This is a genomic window from Methanosarcina sp. Kolksee, assembly GCF_000969945.1.
GTDB lineage: Archaea > Halobacteriota > Methanosarcinia > Methanosarcinales > Methanosarcinaceae > Methanosarcina > Methanosarcina vacuolata.
In genome coordinates, this window is the sequence record NZ_CP009524.1 from 381,047 (window position 1) to 399,868 (window position 18,822).

The 18,822-nt window shown below is 40.6% G+C and carries 15 protein-coding genes; 7 read left to right on the forward strand and 8 right to left on the reverse strand.

What is annotated here, in order from left to right; translation table 11 throughout:
* Nucleotides 1-212 precede the first annotated feature (212 nt).
* Both MSKOL_RS01730 and MSKOL_RS01735 read left to right on the forward strand, forming a co-directional pair.
* Nucleotides 213-2,165: an SWIM zinc finger domain-containing protein gene (locus tag MSKOL_RS01730; protein WP_048153360.1), complete on the forward strand. Its 1,953-nt coding sequence runs from the start codon at nucleotides 213-215 to the stop codon at nucleotides 2,163-2,165.
* A gap of 126 nt (nucleotides 2,166-2,291) precedes the next feature.
* Nucleotides 2,292-2,480, forward strand: coding sequence for a 4Fe-4S binding protein (locus MSKOL_RS01735; protein ID WP_048117305.1), 189 nt, complete (start codon nucleotides 2,292-2,294; stop codon nucleotides 2,478-2,480).
* A gap of 86 nt (nucleotides 2,481-2,566) precedes the next feature.
* Here the strand turns inward: MSKOL_RS01735 and MSKOL_RS01740 are convergent, their stop codons facing one another.
* The 3 genes from MSKOL_RS01740 to MSKOL_RS01750 all read right to left on the reverse strand — a co-directional run bounded on the left by MSKOL_RS01740 (nucleotide 2,567) and on the right by MSKOL_RS01750 (nucleotide 5,175).
* Nucleotides 2,567-3,043, reverse strand: coding sequence for a DNA-deoxyinosine glycosylase (locus tag MSKOL_RS01740; protein WP_048117308.1), 477 nt, complete (start codon nucleotides 3,041-3,043; stop codon nucleotides 2,567-2,569).
* Nucleotides 3,044-3,175: 132 nt separating this feature from the next.
* On the reverse strand, nucleotides 3,176-3,967 hold the full coding sequence (locus MSKOL_RS01745; RefSeq protein ID WP_048153361.1) for a winged helix-turn-helix domain-containing protein: 792 nt from the start codon (nucleotides 3,965-3,967) through the stop codon (nucleotides 3,176-3,178).
* A gap of 353 nt (nucleotides 3,968-4,320) precedes the next feature.
* Complete coding sequence (locus tag MSKOL_RS01750) at nucleotides 4,321-5,175, reverse strand: winged helix-turn-helix domain-containing protein (protein ID WP_197078806.1); 855 nt, start codon at nucleotides 5,173-5,175, stop codon at nucleotides 4,321-4,323.
* A gap of 909 nt (nucleotides 5,176-6,084) precedes the next feature.
* Here MSKOL_RS01750 and mtaC point away from each other — a divergent pair.
* The 3 genes from mtaC (at nucleotide 6,085) to MSKOL_RS01765 (ending at nucleotide 10,410) form a co-directional block, all read left to right on the forward strand.
* Nucleotides 6,085-6,861 (forward strand): methanol--corrinoid protein MtaC, encoded by a 777-nt coding sequence (mtaC, locus tag MSKOL_RS01755; protein ID WP_048117314.1) that lies wholly within the window; start codon nucleotides 6,085-6,087, stop codon nucleotides 6,859-6,861.
* Between the two features lie 10 nt (nucleotides 6,862-6,871).
* Nucleotides 6,872-8,257 (forward strand): methanol--corrinoid protein co-methyltransferase MtaB, encoded by a 1,386-nt coding sequence (gene mtaB, locus MSKOL_RS01760; RefSeq protein ID WP_048153362.1) that lies wholly within the window; start codon nucleotides 6,872-6,874, stop codon nucleotides 8,255-8,257.
* A 1,013-nt stretch (nucleotides 8,258-9,270) separates the two neighbouring features.
* Nucleotides 9,271-10,410, forward strand: a complete 1,140-nt coding sequence (locus MSKOL_RS01765) for a UDP-N-acetylglucosamine--N-acetylmuramyl-(pentapeptide) pyrophosphoryl-undecaprenol N-acetylglucosamine transferase (RefSeq protein WP_048153363.1) — start codon at nucleotides 9,271-9,273, stop codon at nucleotides 10,408-10,410.
* 97 nt (nucleotides 10,411-10,507) lie between these two features.
* On the opposite strand, the gene MSKOL_RS01770 is transcribed toward MSKOL_RS01765, so the two are convergent.
* The 3 genes from MSKOL_RS01770 to MSKOL_RS19695 all read right to left on the reverse strand — a co-directional run bounded on the left by MSKOL_RS01770 (nucleotide 10,508) and on the right by MSKOL_RS19695 (nucleotide 12,531).
* Nucleotides 10,508-11,152, reverse strand: coding sequence for an HAD family phosphatase (locus MSKOL_RS01770; RefSeq protein WP_048117327.1), 645 nt, complete (start codon nucleotides 11,150-11,152; stop codon nucleotides 10,508-10,510).
* A gap of 510 nt (nucleotides 11,153-11,662) precedes the next feature.
* Nucleotides 11,663-12,094, reverse strand: a complete 432-nt coding sequence (gene msrB / locus MSKOL_RS01780) for a peptide-methionine (R)-S-oxide reductase MsrB (RefSeq protein ID WP_048153365.1) — start codon at nucleotides 12,092-12,094, stop codon at nucleotides 11,663-11,665.
* Between the two features lie 146 nt (nucleotides 12,095-12,240).
* Nucleotides 12,241-12,531, reverse strand: a complete 291-nt coding sequence (locus MSKOL_RS19695; protein ID WP_156150930.1) for a hypothetical protein — start codon at nucleotides 12,529-12,531, stop codon at nucleotides 12,241-12,243.
* Between the two features lie 719 nt (nucleotides 12,532-13,250).
* On the opposite strand from MSKOL_RS19695, the gene MSKOL_RS01785 reads away from it, so the two are divergent.
* A complete protein-coding gene (locus tag MSKOL_RS01785; protein ID WP_048153366.1) occupies nucleotides 13,251-14,084 on the forward strand; it encodes a head GIN domain-containing protein in 834 nt (277 codons plus the stop codon).
* Between the two features lie 116 nt (nucleotides 14,085-14,200).
* On the opposite strand, the gene MSKOL_RS01790 is transcribed toward MSKOL_RS01785, so the two are convergent.
* Nucleotides 14,201-15,412, reverse strand: a complete 1,212-nt coding sequence (locus tag MSKOL_RS01790; protein WP_048117343.1) for an ABC transporter permease — start codon at nucleotides 15,410-15,412, stop codon at nucleotides 14,201-14,203.
* 468 nt (nucleotides 15,413-15,880) lie between these two features.
* On the opposite strand from MSKOL_RS01790, the gene MSKOL_RS01795 reads away from it, so the two are divergent.
* On the forward strand, nucleotides 15,881-16,687 hold the full coding sequence (locus MSKOL_RS01795) for a hypothetical protein (RefSeq protein ID WP_048153367.1): 807 nt from the start codon (nucleotides 15,881-15,883) through the stop codon (nucleotides 16,685-16,687).
* Nucleotides 16,688-16,824: 137 nt separating this feature from the next.
* On the opposite strand, the gene MSKOL_RS01800 is transcribed toward MSKOL_RS01795, so the two are convergent.
* Nucleotides 16,825-18,663 (reverse strand): VWA domain-containing protein, encoded by a 1,839-nt coding sequence (locus tag MSKOL_RS01800; protein ID WP_048153368.1) that lies wholly within the window; start codon nucleotides 18,661-18,663, stop codon nucleotides 16,825-16,827.
* Nucleotides 18,664-18,822 lie beyond the last annotated feature (159 nt).

The following is an 18,822-nucleotide window of genomic DNA, read 5'->3' on the forward strand; positions in this document are numbered from 1 at the left end:
GGCACGGCCATCGGGGTTTAAAAGAGGTAATTGAGAACGTCTTCGATATTCAGCAACTCTATTCCAGTTCAGTAGTTAACATCCAGAAAACAAGATTTCGTCCTCAGCAATGCTGTTTTGCAGCAGGATTGCAGCAGGATATCTAAAACACTGAACTATATCACAGAGGCTATAAGTTTATTTTTATACCACGTTTATATAAATACTCACATATGCCAGAAGAAAGCAAAACTGCCCGGAACTTCAAGGAACTTAAATGGAGTGACCTCCAGGATTGGGCTGGAGGGAAAGCAACTGCAAAGGGGATTAAGTATCAAGAAGAGGGGCGTGTGAAGGAAATAAAATGCACTTCCACAGGCAGTCTGGTCGCGCGGGTAGAAGGGACGATAGAGTATTTCACTGAAGTTTCCCTTGAAAACGGGAAACTGAGTTCTATCTGTACCTGTCCTGTCGGGTATGACTGCAAACACGGAGTTGCAACTGTACTTGAATATCTTGACCTTATTGAACAGGGAGAAGATGTGTCGGTTGTTACTGAGGAAGATCCCCTTATTAAAAGATCCAGAAGAGGATTTGCAGGAGCCGGAACTTCTGGAGCTTACCAGGTCGAAAAATCTTCACGGATTCTCCAGGAATATCTAGAAAAGCTGGAGAAGCCGGAATTAATCCAGATACTGACAACGTTCGCAAAAAAAGATAACATGCTTGGCATATATCTGACAGACCGTCAGCACCTTTCATCTGAAAATCCGGAAGGAGTTATTGGAAATATCTATTCCGAGCTGGATGGGCTCTGGAGAGAATTAAAAAGTTTTGATTTCTGGTCTTACGAAAGCGAAGAAGTGCCTGATTTTTCAAAGTTACAGGTTCGGCTTGAAAGCCTCCTCGATTCAGGTTATCCTGATGAGATTCTTGATATCGGAAAAGAGCTCATGGACCGATATAATGAAATTGAGGAATATGACGAAGAAAGGGATATCGGAACACAAATCTCCAGTTGCATGGATGTGGTGTTCAGAGCCTTATCTCAATCCTCTCTTCCTGCACATGAGAAAATGCTTTACACTCTTGATCTTGAGCTAAAAGATAATCACAGTATTCTTAATGAACCTGTTATCTGGAGAGAAGCCTATTCTCGGGAAGAGTGGAATCTATTTGCAGAAACCCTGAAAGTCCGGTTGCAAAAAGAAACAGAAAAAGAAACAGAAAAAGAAACAGAAAAAGAAACAGATATCCTGTACGAGTCATTCTGGGAACGAGATTATGCTGTTGACAGACTTATCGATGCCCTGAAAAAAGCTGGGCGTTCGGAGGAGATTATCCCGATCTCCGAGCTCGAAGTCGAAAGGACAGGCAATTATACGAGGCTTGTTAGAGAACTGCTCGATTCCGGGCAAAAAAAGAGAGCAGAAGACTGGATTCATAAAGGGATCAAAGAACTAAGAGAATATGACCCTGGCACTGCCTACGAGCTCTTGCAAACCCTTATTGAAATTAAAGAAAGCGAAGGAAACTGGCTTTTCATAGCTGCCCTTGAAACGGAAGATTTTTTCAGATATCCCCAACTTTCCAGTTATATTAAAATGCAGAAAGCAGCCATGAAAATTGGAAAGTGGCCGGAAATCCGAGAGGTTGCTCTCCAGTACTTGAGAAACGGAGAGTTGCCAGTCCGCCAGTCCAGAACTACGGAGGATTTTTCAATCATTCCGGGCATTCTCCCGGAATCAGGGCTGCTGGAAGTAAGCTGGTTAGAAAAAATTAAACCTCCTGTCCTTGATCTGTTGATTCATATAGCTATTCAAGAAAATGACGCTGATGAGGTAGTCCACTGGTATGAAGAGCTTAAAAAAAGCAAAGGTGCAGCCGAAATAGCCATACAATCTATCTTAGGAGAAGAAATTGCAAATGCTATAAAGGACAAATACCCTGAGGTTGCGATTGAAATCTGGAAAACCATTGCAGAAGAATTGATCTCAAAGACAAAAGTAAACTCATATGAAGTAGCATCAATATACCTCCGAAAAATAAAGGAGACGCTGGAATCTATTGGAAAGAAAGAGGAGTGGGAAGTATATCTTAACCAGATTCGGAAAGTCAACAGGTTCAAAAAGAAGCTGCTTGAAATACTAAATCGGTTGGAAAAATCCCGAATTCTCGACAAGTGAAAAAGAACAAAAAGAAAACTTTGCTGGTAAAATGGGTTGAAAAATTTATACACTTAAATTTATATATTTAATCTGATATAATTAAGAATAGGTTCAGGCTAACCTTAACTTCAGACACATATTAGAATGCCAGCAAAAGTCAATAAAGAAGAATGTACGGGCTGTGGAACCTGTGTGGACGAGTGTCCGGTAGAAGCAATCGTTATTGATGAGGACGAAGGTTGTGCAGTTGTCGATGAAGATGAATGTGTTGAATGCGGAGCCTGTGAAGAAGCCTGTCCCAATGAAGCCATAACGATCGAACAACCTGAATGAGTCGGGATTCCACGTTTTAAATAGATTCAACAAAATCCGATTATTCAGAAGAATGGGTACAAAGCTGGTCAATAAGGAAAAGTCGATCAACGCTTGAAAGCGGCGTCCCATTCCGATTTTCGACTTTGTAAAGATCGCCGGTTTGCTCCGCTTGACGAAGGGAGGACTTTTGTTTCATATCCCATTACCTTCAAAATCGGCTCATATTCTCCGGATTTCTTGCCATTAAAAAGAACCAGCTTCAGGTTCGGAGCCATGTCTTTCAGCATTGAAAATTGGTTTATTTCTTCGTCCTTTATCTTTGTATCTTCGCTTCCTTGTCTTTTTCCGGCTTTGAAAACATCCCAGAGCCCTATTTTATTGTGTTTCAGGGTCTCAAGCCGATTTTGATAATCCATGCTCTGAAGGTCTTCTCCGATAATACTGCCAAGCAGCCTCCAAAAATCATTGCCTGGATGCCCGTAGTATTGATGCTTCCTTATAGAAATGTCTCCCGGAAGAGACCCAAGAATCAGGATTTCGGTATTTTCGTCAACGATTGCTGGGAAACCTTGCTTTTTCATTCTAAATAATCTGGAACTTAAGATTATTTCAAACTTTGGAAACGAAAAAATTAAACTGATCAAAAACTAAACTGATCAAAAAACTAGATTAGTTGGAAACTAAACTGTTTGAAAATTAAATTGATTAAAAAATTAAATTTGAGTTATTTGTTTGGACAGATCTTTGTAATAGTTAAAAAGTTCCTGTCCCCAGACAAGGGCGCTTTTCTCAGAACTTACCATCTCATGGTTATAGTACCTTCCTTCTTTAGAGATCATGGATAGGGAGATAAAGCGATCTGTAACAATGCTGGAAGCAAGCTCAATTTTATGGTCGCAGACAAAAAGGTGCGCATTTTCCATGTTTAAGAACTCTTTCACATCTGCCCTGTAGTCGGAAATTAGTTTTTCACATATTTGCCTTTCCAAGACAAGCGAGACCTCAATGCCTCTTTTTGCAAGGTCCAGATATAGACTCGGATATCCGGGGCGGAAAATTGAAGAAATCTCCATGACTGTCCTGGACTTGTAAAGAGGGTCCATAATTTCAGGAGGGTAATCAAAAATATGGGTTTTTCCAGGTAAAAGCTCTTTACAGCTACCAAGTTCTCCAATTCGGTCCAGCAAGTGAGGAGGAAGAGTCCGCAAATTCTGCCTTGCCCAGTACTCATGGTTTTCGTCGAAAACCCGAAAAGTGGAGAGAAGAGGTTCCATTTTTGGGACAATAAGCTTTCCTTTTACAGAGAGACAATAACTGTCCCCTTTTTGCACCAGCAGCCCTTCTTTGAGAAGGATTCGGATCTGGGCCATTATAGGACTGGAACTGACTTTAAGCCCTTTCTTAATTTCTTCAATTGTCTTTGGCCCGTCCTTCAGGAGTAAAAGCAAATTTTTCCTCTTGTCCGAAAAAAAAATTGTATCTATTAACTGAAGTTCTGTACTCATTTAATTTAACCTCCGGAAAGGGATTCTGAAGCGATTCTGAAAGTTGGTTGGAGATTCGACTCTGATGGTTTACATCTGAACAAACTGCCTTACCAACCGCTTACAAATTGCCTTATATATGTTCTTGCCAACTGGTTGACTCTGGTCCAAAATCCAGTGATTTTTGCATTTTTTGATTGAAAATCTGAATTAGCAAGAAAAATTCGGTTTTCACTAAAATCAATATTCGGTATCTAAAGACGTCAATCCCTAAGTTGTATTACAAGGATTGTGACCAATTACAAAATCTAGTGATTTTGAATTTTACATTCATCACTAGATTTTGGTACTGAGTCAACTGGTTGCTCTATTTATCAGTGCAGGCTGAACATCATGGATTCCGGGAAAGCTTCGCTTTCGGCTGTACCAATAAAATTATCGATACATTGCTCGTTCTCGATCTGCCAGGCTCTTGATTTATAGAACTCAATAAGCTCTTTTGCCCAGATTATGGCTTCAGGTCCGGAACAGGACATATACTCGTAATAAAATCTCCCATTGCTATCAAAGAGAGAAATTATCATCCCGCGGTCTGAGACCATAAGTTCAGCCAGCTTGACCCCGTCATTACAGACAAAAAGCTCGGTGTTTTCCAGCGTAGCAAGTTTTCTTATCTTCTTTTCATAATTCTGCATAATTTTTTCGAGTACCGACTCAGTGAAAATAAGGGTAACATCTGACTCCAGCCTTCCAAGCCTTGTGTAAAGGGGGAGAAATTCAGGCCTATAGAAAGACGAAAATACCATCAGATAACGTGATGAGGAGAAAAAATTCAAAAGTTCAGTACTCGGCTCAAAAATCTGGCTAGGATCGGGTTCAACCAGCTTGCAGTCCTTCAGGTCTCCTATTCTGTCGAGGAGATACTTAGGAATTCCACTCAGGTCGTGTTCGATCCAGTAATTATCTTGTTCGAGTAAAGTAAGGACATTGACAAGAGACTGAACTTTTTTAAAGACCTGATCTCCCATATCTGTCAATTCATAGCTGCCATTTTTTTGAATAACAAGGTTACTGTCTGTAAGCCTTTTGATCTGGGGTAAGATAGCCGTGGGAGAAACATCAAGAAAGGTCTTAATTTCTTCCATTGTTCTTGGTTCCTCTCCCAAGAGTAAAAGGAGGTCTTTTCTTTTCTGGGAACGAAATACTACATCTATTAACTCGTGTTGCATTCAAACCACTTCTATCGCGTTTTTGTATTAATATAGAATCTCTGTATCATGTGACACTAAAGTCTCCGCACAAAGACAGATGTAAATTCTACCTTCAGTCTGCTTTATACGACCTGAATAGGAAGAAGCGTTTGTGCCATTATTGAGATTCGATATATCCATTTATATAAAAGAGTTTGGATTAATAATTTTAAACGCGAAGGCATCTTGTAGATATAATTCAAAAAGTCTTAAACTAATTTCAGATACTCATAAAAACGATAGCTTTAAATGCATTTTTAAATTTTTACGGTCTTATATGACAGAATAATCAAGTTGTATAAAATTGAAATCGTAGAGTACGATCATTGAAATTTTTGATAGGCTTTATCTTAATAATCACATTGTTTAAACAATTTTGATATGTTTCCCCTCACGAATCTAAAAATTCATGAATCTAAAAAATATTCAAATGTATTTCAAATTTACTTCAAAAATTTGAGGGGTATATCTCCTGAAAAACGGGTACATAAAATTTCGTGGCAAAATGCTCTGTAATCGATTCAAAATTTCAGACCTCTTATTGTCCTGTAAAAATCAGAAAAAAATTCCCGTCGGTTATGGTATATGTGATAATCTCCCCTAATAATGCTGTAAAGACGTGTCAGCATTAGCAGACACGCGAATTAATCAAAAAGGAAAAGTTCCGGTGAGAAGGAGAAAATTCTTTCGCTGGTAGACTCTGAGTAAAATCTAGAGATAAAATCCTGTAGAACGGATGAACTGTAGATTTCCAGGTCTGAATATCCTCGAAAGAAAAGACTTCACGGAGGTAAAGCCGGAACATCATGACACCGAACATGTCCGGGACTGCAGACCCGGCAACGGTAGTGACCTTTTTGCCAAAAACCAAAACGGAGGTTTAAAAATATGTTGGACTTTACAGAGGCAAGTCTGAAAAAGGTTTTAACCAGATACAATGTGGCTCTGGAAAAGGCAATGACGCCTGAAGAAGCCGCAGAAGAGATCTATCCTAAAGACGAACTTATTTACCCGATCGCAAAGGCCATCTTTGAAGGAGAAGAAGATGACGTTATCGAGGGTCTCCAGGCCGCAATCGATGCAGGTAAGGACCCAATTACACTTATCGATGACGCTCTCATGGTCGGTATGGGCGTTGTCACAAGACTCTATGATGAAGGTATCATTTTCCTTCCAAATGTCATGATGTCCGCTGACGCCATGCTCGAAGGTATCGAATTCTGTAAGGAAAACTCCGAAACTGCTCCTGTAACCAAGGGAACCGTTGTCTGCCACGTCGCAGAAGGTGACGTTCACGACATCGGAAAGAATATCGTTACCGCTCTCCTCAGGGCAAACGGTTACAATGTAGTCGACCTTGGAAGGGACGTCCCTGTGGATGAAGTTCTCAAGGCAGTTGCTGAAAACAACCCAATCATGGTCACAGGTACTGCACTCATGACCACCACAATGTACGCATTCAAGGAAGTTAATGACAAACTCCTCGAGAAAGGATATAAGATTCCGTTCGCATGCGGTGGCGGCGCAGTTAACCAGGACTTCGTATCCCAGTTTGCACTTGGTGTATATGGAGAAGAAGCCGCTGATGCCCCCAAGATTGCTGATGCAATCATCGCAGGTACCACAGATGTCGCAACATTAAGAGATAAATTCCACAAGCACTGAGGTGAGTTAAATGGCAGCAAAAAGATACACTTCAATGGCATACGCAAGCGCAGATGAAATGACCTTCGGCGTATCCAAGTACCCTGTAAAGGCAGGTCTCGGCCTCGAAATCGGTGCAGGTTACACAATTCCTGAAATTAACTATGCTCCTAGACCTGAAGCCGGTTCATCCAAGGAAAAGCTCGTAAAGGAATACGAGAGGATCACAACCGACATTATGTCAAGAATGGTTCAGGTCGGTTTCCCAGCAGTTATCCTCGAAACCGAACACGTTCAGCAGATGTCCAACAACCCATCCTGGGGAGCAGAAGTTGCACATGCCCAGAAGACCATCATGGAAGAATTCCACGATGAATATGGTATAAAGTGTGCACTCCGCCACACAATCGGTGACATCCGTGAGAACAGGGATTTCCTCCAGCTTAGAGGCGACAAGTACTCTGTCTTCCTCGAAGCCTTCGAAGAATGCGCAAAGGCCGGTGCTGACCTGCTTTCCGTTGAATCAATGGGTGGTAAGGAAGTATTCGACTACGCAGTTCTTAGGAACGACATCGCTGGTATGCTCTACGCAATTGGCTGTCTTGGTTCCATTGACATGGAACTCATCTGGTCCGACATCTCCGCAATTGCAAAGAAGACCGGAACTGTTTCTGCAGGTGACACTGACTGTGCCCAGGCAAACACTGCAATGTTCATCGGCGGTGGACTGCTCGACAAGAACCTCGCCCACACCCTTGCAATCCTTGCAAGAGCAATCTCTGCTCCAAGATCACTCGTCGCATACGAATGTGGCGCTGTTGGTCCAGGTAAGGACTGCGGATATGAAAACGTCGTTGTCAAAGCCATCACAGGTATGCCAATGACCCAGGAAGGTAAGACCTCAACCTGCGCTCACTCTGATGTAATGGGTAACCTCATTATGCAGTGCTGTGACTGCTGGTCCAACGAGTCTGTTGAGTACCACGGTGAATTCGGCGGTACAACTGTTCAGTGCTGGTCCGAGTCCCTTGCATACGACTGCGCCCTTATGAATACCGCTCTTGAAACCAAGAACGACAAAGTTCTCAGGGACCTCCTGATGCTCTCCGACAGGTACAGAGACCCACAGGCGTACGTACTTGCATACGACAACGCCTACAAGGTCGGTCAGGCAATTGTTAAGGACGGAGACAACATCTATCTCAGAGCAAAGAACGCTGCAGTCGAATGTTGCAACATTGTCGAAGAAGGTGCAGCTGGCAAGCTTGAGCTCTCCAGGTTCGAAGCCAAAGCCCTCGCAGACGCAAAGGCAGCTCTCGAAGCTCTTCCAGACGACATGGACAAGTTCATGGACGACTGCCTTACAAAATACAAGAGTGAAGTTAAGGTCTTCCTACCGGAGAACTACGGCCTCTAAGCCGAACCCTCCGGTTCTCTTTTTTTTAAATTTGTTTTGAATCTCCATAATTCTTAATATTTCTGGCTGTTTTGGTTTTGCATGTTTTTGTCGTTTTCTTCTGTTCTGAGTTCCTGTGTAATTCCATTTTGCATGTAAGCGCTTCACTTTTATTCATAGAATTTATAATCACAAGCTTCTCCCCACTTGACCACACTTCACAATGTTTTAGCTCAAGCTTTTTTTTAAAAGAGTTGCGGTCACGCCGACCATATTGTTGTTGAGGTTTTCGGTCAGGCCTTTTCGAAAAAAGCTTGCAGAACTCGGGCGAGATGTTACCCTAATTAATAGACCGATAAAAAAAGAAAGTAATATATAGAACAACATGATAAAAATAAAACAACCAATGTCGAAATATTGTGCAATTAAATTTGAGGAACAGAATATTTTTTCAGAGCATGAGAATATATCTTTTCAGAACATAAGAATATATCTTTTTAGAACATAAGAATATATTTAATTTAATAATTACATAGAAAAAAAGAAAAAACATATATACATTAGTGGAGTATCGATAATTAGTAGCGTGGGACAAAAAAATATACCATCATAAAAAAATATACGAACAGACAAAAACCGTGCCATCAATAAGGAGTTAAAATAATTCTCCCATGTTACTTTTTCTTCCTTTAATTTTGAACTCTTAAAATGATCCCGTTTTAGGGTTAATATGTTTCATTTATATATGGAAGCTGTTACAGTAGTTCCTCAACAATTTCTAAAGCTGAATTTTTGATCTGTTTTTCCAGGAGAACTCTATCAGGTTGTGTATGAAATAAGCACTCGAAATGACCAGGTTTGTGAATGCTCAGTTTAAATACTGATTTTGAATACATTACTAATTTTCGATTATTTAGACGGATCAGGGCTTATCCGCAAATTCTTTGAAAAAAGCCCGGAATATAGAATTACAAATCGAGAATTAAGGAGAGAATAAAGAGAAAGAAATGTATTTTTAAGGGGGACGGATAAAATTGAAAATAATTATTCTGATATGTGGAGAAGGGCTTGGTCATACCAGCCGGTGCCTTGCGTTGGGGAAAGAACTCCTTTCTGGCGGACACGAAGTGCATTTCGGAGCATATGGATATTCAAAGGAGCTGGTCGAAAAAACAGGGTATTCGGCACATGAAATCCCTTCAGAAATAAAGCTGATCGGAAAAGCTGGAGCCCTAGATCTTACAAGTTCAATTGAGGCTACCCTTAAAAGTGCTGACATTTTTGGAGGACCAAAACTCCTTAAACTGATCAAAGAGATTGGTCCTGATGTCGTTATTTCGGACAGCTATTATCTGGGAACTCTCGCTGGCTTTACACTTAGAATTCCGGTATACCTCATCCTGAACCAATCAAATATGGAAGAGTTTTTCAAAAACCGTGGAGTATCCTTGAGGCTTCTTGGAGAAGTGACCAGAAAGTTCTATACCCAGATTTTTGAAAAAGTAGACAAAATAATTATTCCTGATTACCCGCTTCCTTATACCGTTTGCAAGAAAAACCTTAATTTTCGGGGTAGAGTTCAGGAAAAGCTATTCTTCAGCGGTCCCCTTATAAAAGAAAAATACGAAGATGTGGAGTCAATTCCCCTTAAGAAACCACATATTGTTTCACTTATAGGGGGCTTCGGATACAGAGAGCCTATTTTCAGAAAGGTGCTCGAAACAGCAAAACTTGATTCGTCCATTAATTACACCCTGATTTCAGGTCCTTCCCTCGATCCCTCAAACCTGGTTGGCCTGCCAGAAAATGTACAGATTCTTAAGTTCATAAAAGATACATATCCATACCTGAAAAGTTCTGATGCAGTAATAGCTCCAGGAGGGCACAGTACTATGATGGAAGCCCTGAGCTTTGGGATTCCTATCCTTTCTTTTCCTGACAAGGGGCATAGTGAGCAGGAAAATAATGCTGAAGTAATCGAGGAAGAAGGCTACGGAAGGATGCTCAGCTATTCCACGCCTCCTGAGGTCGTACTCGAATGTATTCGGGAAGTCCTTGAGGAAAAAAGATACAGGAATAAAACCGAAAGGCTACAAAGACTTGCCAGAGAACTGGACGGGCCTCGTGCTGTAAGAGAAATGCTTGAAAAAGATTGTAATGAGAAAATTTTGTGAAAAGCCTCTTCAGTTTCCGCAATACTTCTGCAAATCCTGGATAATGAAGAAATGATCAGGAAAAACCATGATCACTTTGTAATATCACTTTGTAATATCACTTTGGAATGAGATTCTTCAGATACTTGAAAAGGGCAGCATGGTTTTCGAGCACAAGATCCGCATGCTCAATCTTTTCAGGTTCAAGCATACCCGTAACTGCAACACAGTAAATCCCTGCCCTCTTGGCGGCGGTTATCCCCAGAGGTGCATTTTCAATTACCATGCACTCGTTTTTTGCCAGGTCAAGTTTCTCAAGGGCTTTAAGGTAAGGGTCCGGGTCCGGTTTTCCGCGCTCAAGGTCACTCCCGGTAATTATGACATCAAAACAGTTAGAGAAATACTTATTGACAACTTTATTTACGGTATCAGTATGTGACCCTGAAACCAGAGCGAGCTTGAAATGCCGTTTCAATGCCTTAAGGCAATCCGGGATACCTTCATAAGGCTTTATCCGATCAAACTCGAGAACCTCACGTTTCTTTTCAGGCAATTGCTCTAAATGCCAGGGCTCAGGCTCCTTTCCGGCCTCTTCGAAAATTGATTTAATTAATCTTTTGTTGTTTGAGCCTTCGAGCTCATAAATGTCTTCTCTGGTAATGTTAATACCAATTTCCTTGAAGGTTTTAACCCAGGCATCGGCCTGGAAACGCATGGAATCTATAAGAACTCCGTCCACATCAAAAATTATTGCTTTTAACATCTATTTAATAGATTGCTATAATCTATAATAAATATTATGAAAAATAAAGTTCTATAAAATCTCTATATAGAGATCTATTAGGTTGTGATAACCTGATTATTTTTGAGCAGATTTTTCATTTGAAATACTTCTCGTACAGGATCCCTCCCAGCCAATATCCTAAGAGGGCAAAAAGGAGTGTGCCCGGAACATAAATAGAGGGCCCTAATCCCTTAACAGAAAATAATATATTGAAAAATAAAATATAGGAAATTAAAAAGATAAAAAATCCAATTATCTCAAAGTATATTTTTGCTGGTTTCAAGTTTTATCTGAGCCCCCTCTCCCTAATCCATAAACTTATAAATCACAAGATCTGGCTTGTTGAACTTTACTTCCTACTTTCTTTCTACTTTTTTGCTTTCTTTCTACTTTTTTGCTTTCTTTCTACTTTTTTACTTTCTTTCTACTTTTTTACTTTCTTTCTACTTTTTTACTTTCTTTCTACTTTTTTACTTTCTTTCTACTTTTTTACTTTCTTTCTCCGCCTTGCTTGTCTTCTTCTCCTTCTTTCTTGAAATTAAGAGAAATGGAGTTAATGCAGTAGCGTTTTCCGGTTGGTGCAGGTCCGTCTTCAAATACATGGCCCAGGTGGCTTCCGCAGCGAGAACAGACTACTTCTATCCTGTTCATGAAATAACTGGTGTCTTCTTTGAGCCTTACCCTGTCGCTGGAAATAACGTCAGAGTAACTTGGCCAGCCGGTTCCGGACTCGAATTTTGTGTCTGAGGAAAAGAGCTCCTGCCCGCAGGCAGCACAGGTGTAAACTCCTTTTTCCTTGTTATAGTACAGGTTGCCGGAAAAGGGACTTTCCGTACCTTTCTTTCGCAGGATGTGATATTGTTCAGGAGTAAGTACTTTTTTCCATTCTTCTTCAGATTTTTCGCCCACTTTCTGTTCCATTTGTGAACCCCCTTTGTATATGATTTAGTTGTTCCAACGATATTACTATTTTTTGAGTCCTTTATATTTTTTGCAGCAGTCTTTGAAGTTATCGTTTTCAAACAAATTAACCCTGGAAAGTTTACTCTGCCTTTTTATTTTCTAGTTCATCGATTCCAAAGTATGTCAGAAATGAATTTTTTGAAAACCACTGAAAGCACGGAAGACACGGAAATCAGTAGTAAAGGCGTGTTTCTTCCATGCTTTCCGTGTTTTCCGTGGTTGTAATATCCAGATAGAATCACATGCGACAGGCTGCGTTCTGTTTTCCCTCCGGAATTTGGATTGGGGCAGGTCTGATATGGAGCGGTTAAAGCCAAAAAAGAGCCCATTGAGCGTGGGAAAGTGCTCCTCAAGATTGGTTTTGGGCTCTTTATTCTGGTTTTCGCAGTCTTCAAGCTCTTTTTCCAGTATAAGCCGATTTGAAAGCTCAATACTTTAATCTGGCCTATTTAAGGCTATATACACTTAAAAGCCTTTAAGAAATATAGTTTTTAGCTCTTTCTTGACTTATTCATTCAGAGAAGGCTTGTAATTCCTTTCTTTCTGTAATGCCGTAACTTACAGTTATTTCCAGTAAAAATACGGCTAAAGAATAGTATTTTTGGACAGAGCTCCCTGTAAGTATTTGCCTGCAAGATCTCATCTCAAAAAGTTTTTAATATTTTGGATAGCAATTTTCATTTGAAATTTTCGTTTAGTGGTATAAATGGAGCTTTCACAATACATAGCCAGGGGAGATTATACGTGCTCCTCACCAAAATTTGCGGTTTTTAGGAAGGTTAATTGGATTTTAACCTGAAAAGAAATGGTAATTTTTTTGGAAACACTACTATCTTAGTTAATTGTCTGAAAAAAGGAGGAATAAGTTCCAGTTTGGTAGTGAATTTAAGAGGACCCTATTACTCTTATTCAGTTAAAAACTCCGAAGTAAGGCATCAGTTCTTATGCTGCTCTTTAAAACCCTGATTCAAAATGAGCTAGAATAAAAACTCGAAGCAAACATACTATGAGTATGTCCTCCATGACTCCGCTCTTCGCTTCTATCAGGATATGAGGGTGCCTAAAAGGAACGACATCAAAAGAAAAGGGACAAAGGTATGAAGGAGATAGAGATATGACCGGAAATGAGAAGGGAATGAAAAAACGGCTTGAAAGGGCAGGAAAAGTAAGATGGGAAAAAATATCGATTGGGAAAATGAAAGGAAAAGTGAGCGTAACCAAGCCTGCAGGGACTTCTGTTTTTCTCCTGGGAATCCTATTGCTGGCTGTGGTGATGGCTGAAAGCGGATGTACGGACTATGATTGCGAACGTGGCTCAGGAAATGTGGAAACTATAACCCGTAGCATTGAACCTTTTCACAGCTTGGATTCACGTATTTCAGGAAACGTATTTATTGAGCAAGGGAACAGCAGCCTTAGAATCGAAGCAGAAGATAACATCCTGCCCCTCCTGGAGACCAGCGTGGAAAACGGAGTTCTGGTAATCAATGCGAAAAAATGCATCCGCCCCCAGAAAACTATTAAGATCTATGCAGGGATGGAAGAAGTCCGGAGCCTTTCCCTCAGTGGTTCGGGGGATATTATAGGAACTACGCCGATTGATTCCGAAAACCTGGATCTCGCAATCACAGGTTCAGGTAATATCAAACTGGAGACAAATGCCAGCTCTCTGAAGAGCCTGATTTCCGGTTCTGGGGGTGTCCTCCTGAAAGGCAATGCCTCTTCACATGAAATAAATATAGAAGGTTCGGGAAGTGTTGATGCTCCTGAACTCAGGACCGAGATGACCAGAGTAAGTATCAGGGGTGCGGGAAATGCAAATGTCTACGCGGACCGGAAACTTGACACTAATATAAGCGGAAGTGGAAATGTATTCTATGGAGGGAACCCGGAAGAGTTCAACACGCAGGTTTCAGGCAGCGGCAAAGTCACAAATAAAGGCAGATAAATTAAAAGCAGATAAATAATTGAGTAAAAAATTAAGTAAAAAATTAAGTAAATCATTGGATAGAAATCCGTCAAGTATTCTTAAATTAAATCATTCATTTCAATTTTTGCTGAAGTTTACTCGTGCCTTAGTGAGTCCACAGGCTTCATTTTTGCGGCTTTTCTTGCAGGGTAGACTCCCGAGACAAAGCCCACGAAAACAGCTACGAAGAATCCGGCCGCAATTAGGCTGAAAGGAAAGACGACAGGCAGTTTGAGGAGGGTTTCAACACTGTATGCACCTGCGATTCCAACCGTACTCCCCAGGAGGCCCCCGAAAACTCCGAGCAGGATTGATTCTATCATGAAAAGAAAAAGAATGTCAAAGCCTGTAAATCCAAGAGATTTGAGCACTCCTATTTCCCTCGTCCTTTCAGTTACGCTTACGAGCATGATATTCATGATTCCTATCGAGCCAACCAGCAGCGAGATTAGCGCAACGGCCGTCAGGAAAGAACTTAAAGCTGCCGCCATCATATCCGTCTGTTCCAGTACCTCTGCCTGATTGACAATGATATAAGGGCGGGAATCTTTATCTTCAAGTTCTCTTTCAGAAATCCCGAAATTTCTGGCAAGACGCTCATCGACCTCATCCGAAGTCTCCTTAACTGTTGCGGGGTCATCAGCCATTGCAAAAACCCCGCCATAATCTTTTTCGCCAAGGATCTCGTTCATGACATCGATTGGGATAAGAACGGCTTCGTTGTCATTGTACGCCTGGATAACAGTGTTCTCCGGGTTCTGGATTATTGCCTTAACTTTAAAGGTCTTTGTAACTTTTTCGTCTTCTCCTACCCTGAAGGTTATGTTTATGGAGTTTCGGGCCGAGATGTTCCGGTCGAATTTCTCGTTTGCAACCTTGTACCCGATAACTGCCACATACCCGTCGTTGTCAGTAATAAAATCTCCTTTCTGAAGCTTTGTGTTTGCCACCTCATCATAGGATTTCCCTACGCCGCTAACCATAATATTTTTGGTTTCGGACATGTACGTGACTTCTGCAGTTTGTGATTTCAAAGGAGAAACTCCCGAGATCCCGGGTGTGTTCTCAACGATCTTCAACTCATTGTCGTAAAAAAGTTTGGGCTGCATCCCCTGAATATAAATGAAATTAGATCCTATATTGGTCACTTCATTCGTAAAATGCTGGTTGAAACTCGCCCCAAGAGACACATTTGCAATTACAGCTGCAACTCCTATGACGATTCCAAGCACTGTAAGGGTCGAACGCAGCTTTGCACTTTTAATGCTTCCAAAAGCGAGTTTTCCTGCACTGAAAAGGTGGATCATAAATGGAGCTCCGTTTTACAGATTTTATAAGGACAGGCTGGGGAGTGTAAAATTATGAACTCATATAAAATCCATTTTTTTCTTAAACTTTCTTTAAATGAATCTCTCAAACATATAAATTCTACTAAAAAAGGGTATCTCGGTAATTAGCTCTGTACTTTTTATAAAAATTATCTAATATTGGTTAGAACTTTTTCAAATTGAGAGGAGATTTTTACCGTCAAATAAATGTAGCAGATAATTACAATATTAAAATTTTTAAATTGATCGTAAGAGCAACAGAAAAAGATATGAAGTCTTAAAATTAAACTCCATATTGGTAATTAGATTGATATGCAGGTAATTGAATAATATTATATTAAACAGCTAGTTAATGCTAAAGTTGCCCGGCTACGAATTATTCACGTGCAAGTAAAATTTTTTGTTTTAAGAGGGAAGGCATTTATTTTCAGGAAGGAGTGCATTTTCTTGCTTAAAGACAGAGTATTCGACAGACTTTCAGATGCAGGTTTCAAGATCCGAAATAAATCCAAATCCAGAAAGGCTTCATCACGTGAAGCTATCTTTGGGTCCAGTCCTATAATTGATGCTGATTTCGTTGAGATCGATGACGTTGAGGTAGATAACGTTGAAGTAGGTAACTTTGAAGTAGATGACGTTGAAGTAGATGACATTGAGATAGATAAGGACTTTTTCAGCGATTCGAACTCATCTCATGAAGCGGATTCAGAACCAATCGACACGGACCTTCTGGAAAAACTCAGAGAATACCTTAAAACGAGGTCTGAGGAGGAGATTTTGGAGATCTTTAGAGAAGTCCGTAAAATTCTGGAGAGCCGAGGCTCTGAAAGTGATTTCCGAAAGGCATCTGGAGAGGAGATCCCTATTAATCAAAGAGCAAGACTAAAAAAGATCTCACAGAATGCTTTCAAAGTCTTTCTGGAAACGGCTTCCTATGGAAGAAAACAGATAATAAACGCCTCAAAAGTAGCTTCCTCAAAAGCCTCAACAATAGCATCCGAAGGAAAAGAATCAATAATTGATTCCTCGAAAAAGATAAACGAAAAATGGAATAACCTGAGTCCCAGAGATCAAAAAATCATTTCCGAATTAATTGTTGCAATGATCGAGATTGGGCTGCTTAAAGGAGCCAGCCGGAGTAAACAGGCTGCATTTTCCGTTCTTTCAAGCATATCCAGGCGCCAGACCCCCGCACGGAAAGACCTGGAAGATTTTGGAGAAGGTCTGCAGAAACTTTTCAAGCGCAGGCATTAAAGTACGAAGGACCAAAAATATCTACAGTGCGAAATACCAAAACATCTTAATAAATGCCGCGCAGTCAAAAATATCCGGGAACTTATATCCGGAAACTTATATCCAGGAACTTTATCCGGGAACTTATATCCAGGAACTTAAAACCTGTAAGGTTTGCTTATAGCTTTCACAAAACTTGCAGGGCTTTCTGCAACATCCCAGTTTTCGGCATTCCCTATGAGATATGTGTGGTCCGAAATCTGTTGCAGTCCGCCGGCATCATAATTTCCGATAATCAGGGAAAAGATCCGGGTTCTTCTTTCGGCTTTTATCTCATTCCATTCCCTAATAAGGGGTTTTTCTGAGAGTTCTGAATAACCATCGGTAAGGAAAAGAAGATCAGCTCCCTCGAAGGCTTTTTCGTTTTTCATAGCCTTAAGACCTGCGCGAAGTGCAGTATTAAAATCGGTGCCGCCGCCAAAAGTAAACTTCAGGAACTCCAGAAACTCCTCCCCCATGCGCTTTTTATTCGTAAGTTCAATTTCGACTGTCTGCCACTTAGAGGAGAAGAGGATCACTTTAACATCCCTGCTTTCTGTTAACATTCTTCTCGTAACTGCCAGAACTACAGCTTTTGCAAGAAGCTCTGGGCTTCCCCGCATCGACGCCGAGGTGTCTACAAGGGCGACTACAGGCCCTTTTCTCTTTTTTCCTGCATTATCCGAGTTCCAGTTTTCTCCTTTTAGCTGGTAGGTCAGGAGTTTTCCTTCAAGCATATCAGCATAGAATTTACGCTTCAATAGAGGATTTTTTAGCTTTACGGTTTCTGCTGGAAGTAATGTCTGGATATCTCCCGATAAAGTGACTGAATGGACTTCGCTTTTACTGTACGGAGATAAACTCAGCTTTTTTGAGCCGTACTCAAGTTCGATTCTTCCGACCTGCTCAAGAATTTCATGAATAGCCGAGCTCTTTCTAAGAAGTGCGGCGTATTTTTCAAGGTTTCCGAAGTATTCTCTGTGAAGAGTCCTCAAGGAGTAATCCCAGGCTCTGCCCGGAAAGAGCATTGAGAGAATTTCCAGCATTTCAAGGTGGTCTTCAAGCACAGGGATAAGCTCTTCAATTTTTACAGCGATACTTTCTTCGATAACAGAATCAAGGGCTTCTCCTGCCTTCTCTGAAGACATAAAGTTCAGAGTCATTGAAGCAAGTCTTTCGGACCCCGCAGTATTTCCAGTCTGTATATCTGGATTTTCCCAGGTCTCATGCTCGAAGTCTTGCAGAGAACTTTCCTCTTTGAGAGAATTTTCCTGCTGGAAGGAAAGCTCCTGTGGAAGAGAATTTTCCTGTTTAAGGGAACTTTCCTCTTTGAGAAAATTTTCCTGTTTAAGGGAACTTTCTTGTTCGAGGGGACTTTCCTGTCTTCTTTCTTGAGTTACCTGTTGATTGGATGTGTTAGGATTTTCCTGCAACCAGAAATTTTCTTCAAGATCTCTTATTCTGTTTTGTTCCCAAGCCGATTGAGTTTCATCGATTAGCTTCTTCAGGGCTTTAAGGCTTTTTTCCAGGTTTCTTGCGAACTTTTTTGAAAATTCAGATTCCAACTTTCCATAGTCATCCAGAAGTGTAAAAAGTTCTTCAAGCAGGGTCCTGAGTATAAAAACACCTGCCAGGTTGTTGGCTCCTGCAAGAGTTTTTATTTCAGCCCAGACCCCAAAATCCCTTAAACCTAGGAAGATTGGATAAAAAGCTCCAAATTTACTCATAAACAGCTTTTCATCTTTTATTTCGTACCCATCTTCTGAAAAGAGCTCATAAACAAGAATTTCTGCAATTTCTTCCCTGACTTGCCTTGGTATTTTTCGTGGAGTTGCCAGGACACCCCTGAGCTCAATATTCAATATTGTGGAAGGATTGAAGGCGTGGCTAAACGATAAAGATGAGCCTGATCCGTGAATGCCCTTGAAATCTTCTTTCCGCTTTTTTAATTCCTGCATATTTTTCCTTTTCCGGAAATTCTCCTAAGTTTTAGGAGTTTTTGATAAGTTTTAGGAGTTTTATAGTTAAGTTGTCTTCTTATCTATTATATTTCAGAGAAACTCTTCAGCCATATTTTAGAGGTTTTTCAGCCATATTTCAAAGGTTTTTCAGTCATA

What these genes read in the sequence shown, in the direction of transcription:
- MSKOL_RS01800 (WP_048153368.1), bottom strand. Translation starts at nt 18,663, where the DNA reads ATGCAGGAATTAAAAAAGCGGAAAGAAGATTTCAAGGGCATTCACGGA.
- MSKOL_RS01750 (WP_197078806.1), bottom strand. Translation starts at nt 5,175, where the DNA reads ATGCAACACGAGTTAATAGATGTAGTATTTCGTTCCCAGAAAAGAAAA.
- mtaB (WP_048153362.1), top strand. Translation starts at nt 6,872, where the DNA reads ATGGCAGCAAAAAGATACACTTCAATGGCATACGCAAGCGCAGATGAA.
- MSKOL_RS01770 (WP_048117327.1), bottom strand. Translation starts at nt 11,152, where the DNA reads ATGTTAAAAGCAATAATTTTTGATGTGGACGGAGTTCTTATAGATTCC.
- MSKOL_RS01735 (WP_048117305.1), top strand. Translation starts at nt 2,292, where the DNA reads ATGCCAGCAAAAGTCAATAAAGAAGAATGTACGGGCTGTGGAACCTGT.
- MSKOL_RS01745 (WP_048153361.1), bottom strand. Translation starts at nt 3,967, where the DNA reads ATGAGTACAGAACTTCAGTTAATAGATACAATTTTTTTTTCGGACAAG.
- MSKOL_RS01790 (WP_048117343.1), bottom strand. Translation starts at nt 15,412, where the DNA reads ATGATCCACCTTTTCAGTGCAGGAAAACTCGCTTTTGGAAGCATTAAA.
- MSKOL_RS01730 (WP_048153360.1), top strand. Translation starts at nt 213, where the DNA reads ATGCCAGAAGAAAGCAAAACTGCCCGGAACTTCAAGGAACTTAAATGG.
- msrB (WP_048153365.1), bottom strand. Translation starts at nt 12,094, where the DNA reads ATGGAACAGAAAGTGGGCGAAAAATCTGAAGAAGAATGGAAAAAAGTA.
- MSKOL_RS01740 (WP_048117308.1), bottom strand. Translation starts at nt 3,043, where the DNA reads ATGAAAAAGCAAGGTTTCCCAGCAATCGTTGACGAAAATACCGAAATC.
- MSKOL_RS01785 (WP_048153366.1), top strand. Translation starts at nt 13,251, where the DNA reads ATGACCGGAAATGAGAAGGGAATGAAAAAACGGCTTGAAAGGGCAGGA.
- mtaC (WP_048117314.1), top strand. Translation starts at nt 6,085, where the DNA reads ATGTTGGACTTTACAGAGGCAAGTCTGAAAAAGGTTTTAACCAGATAC.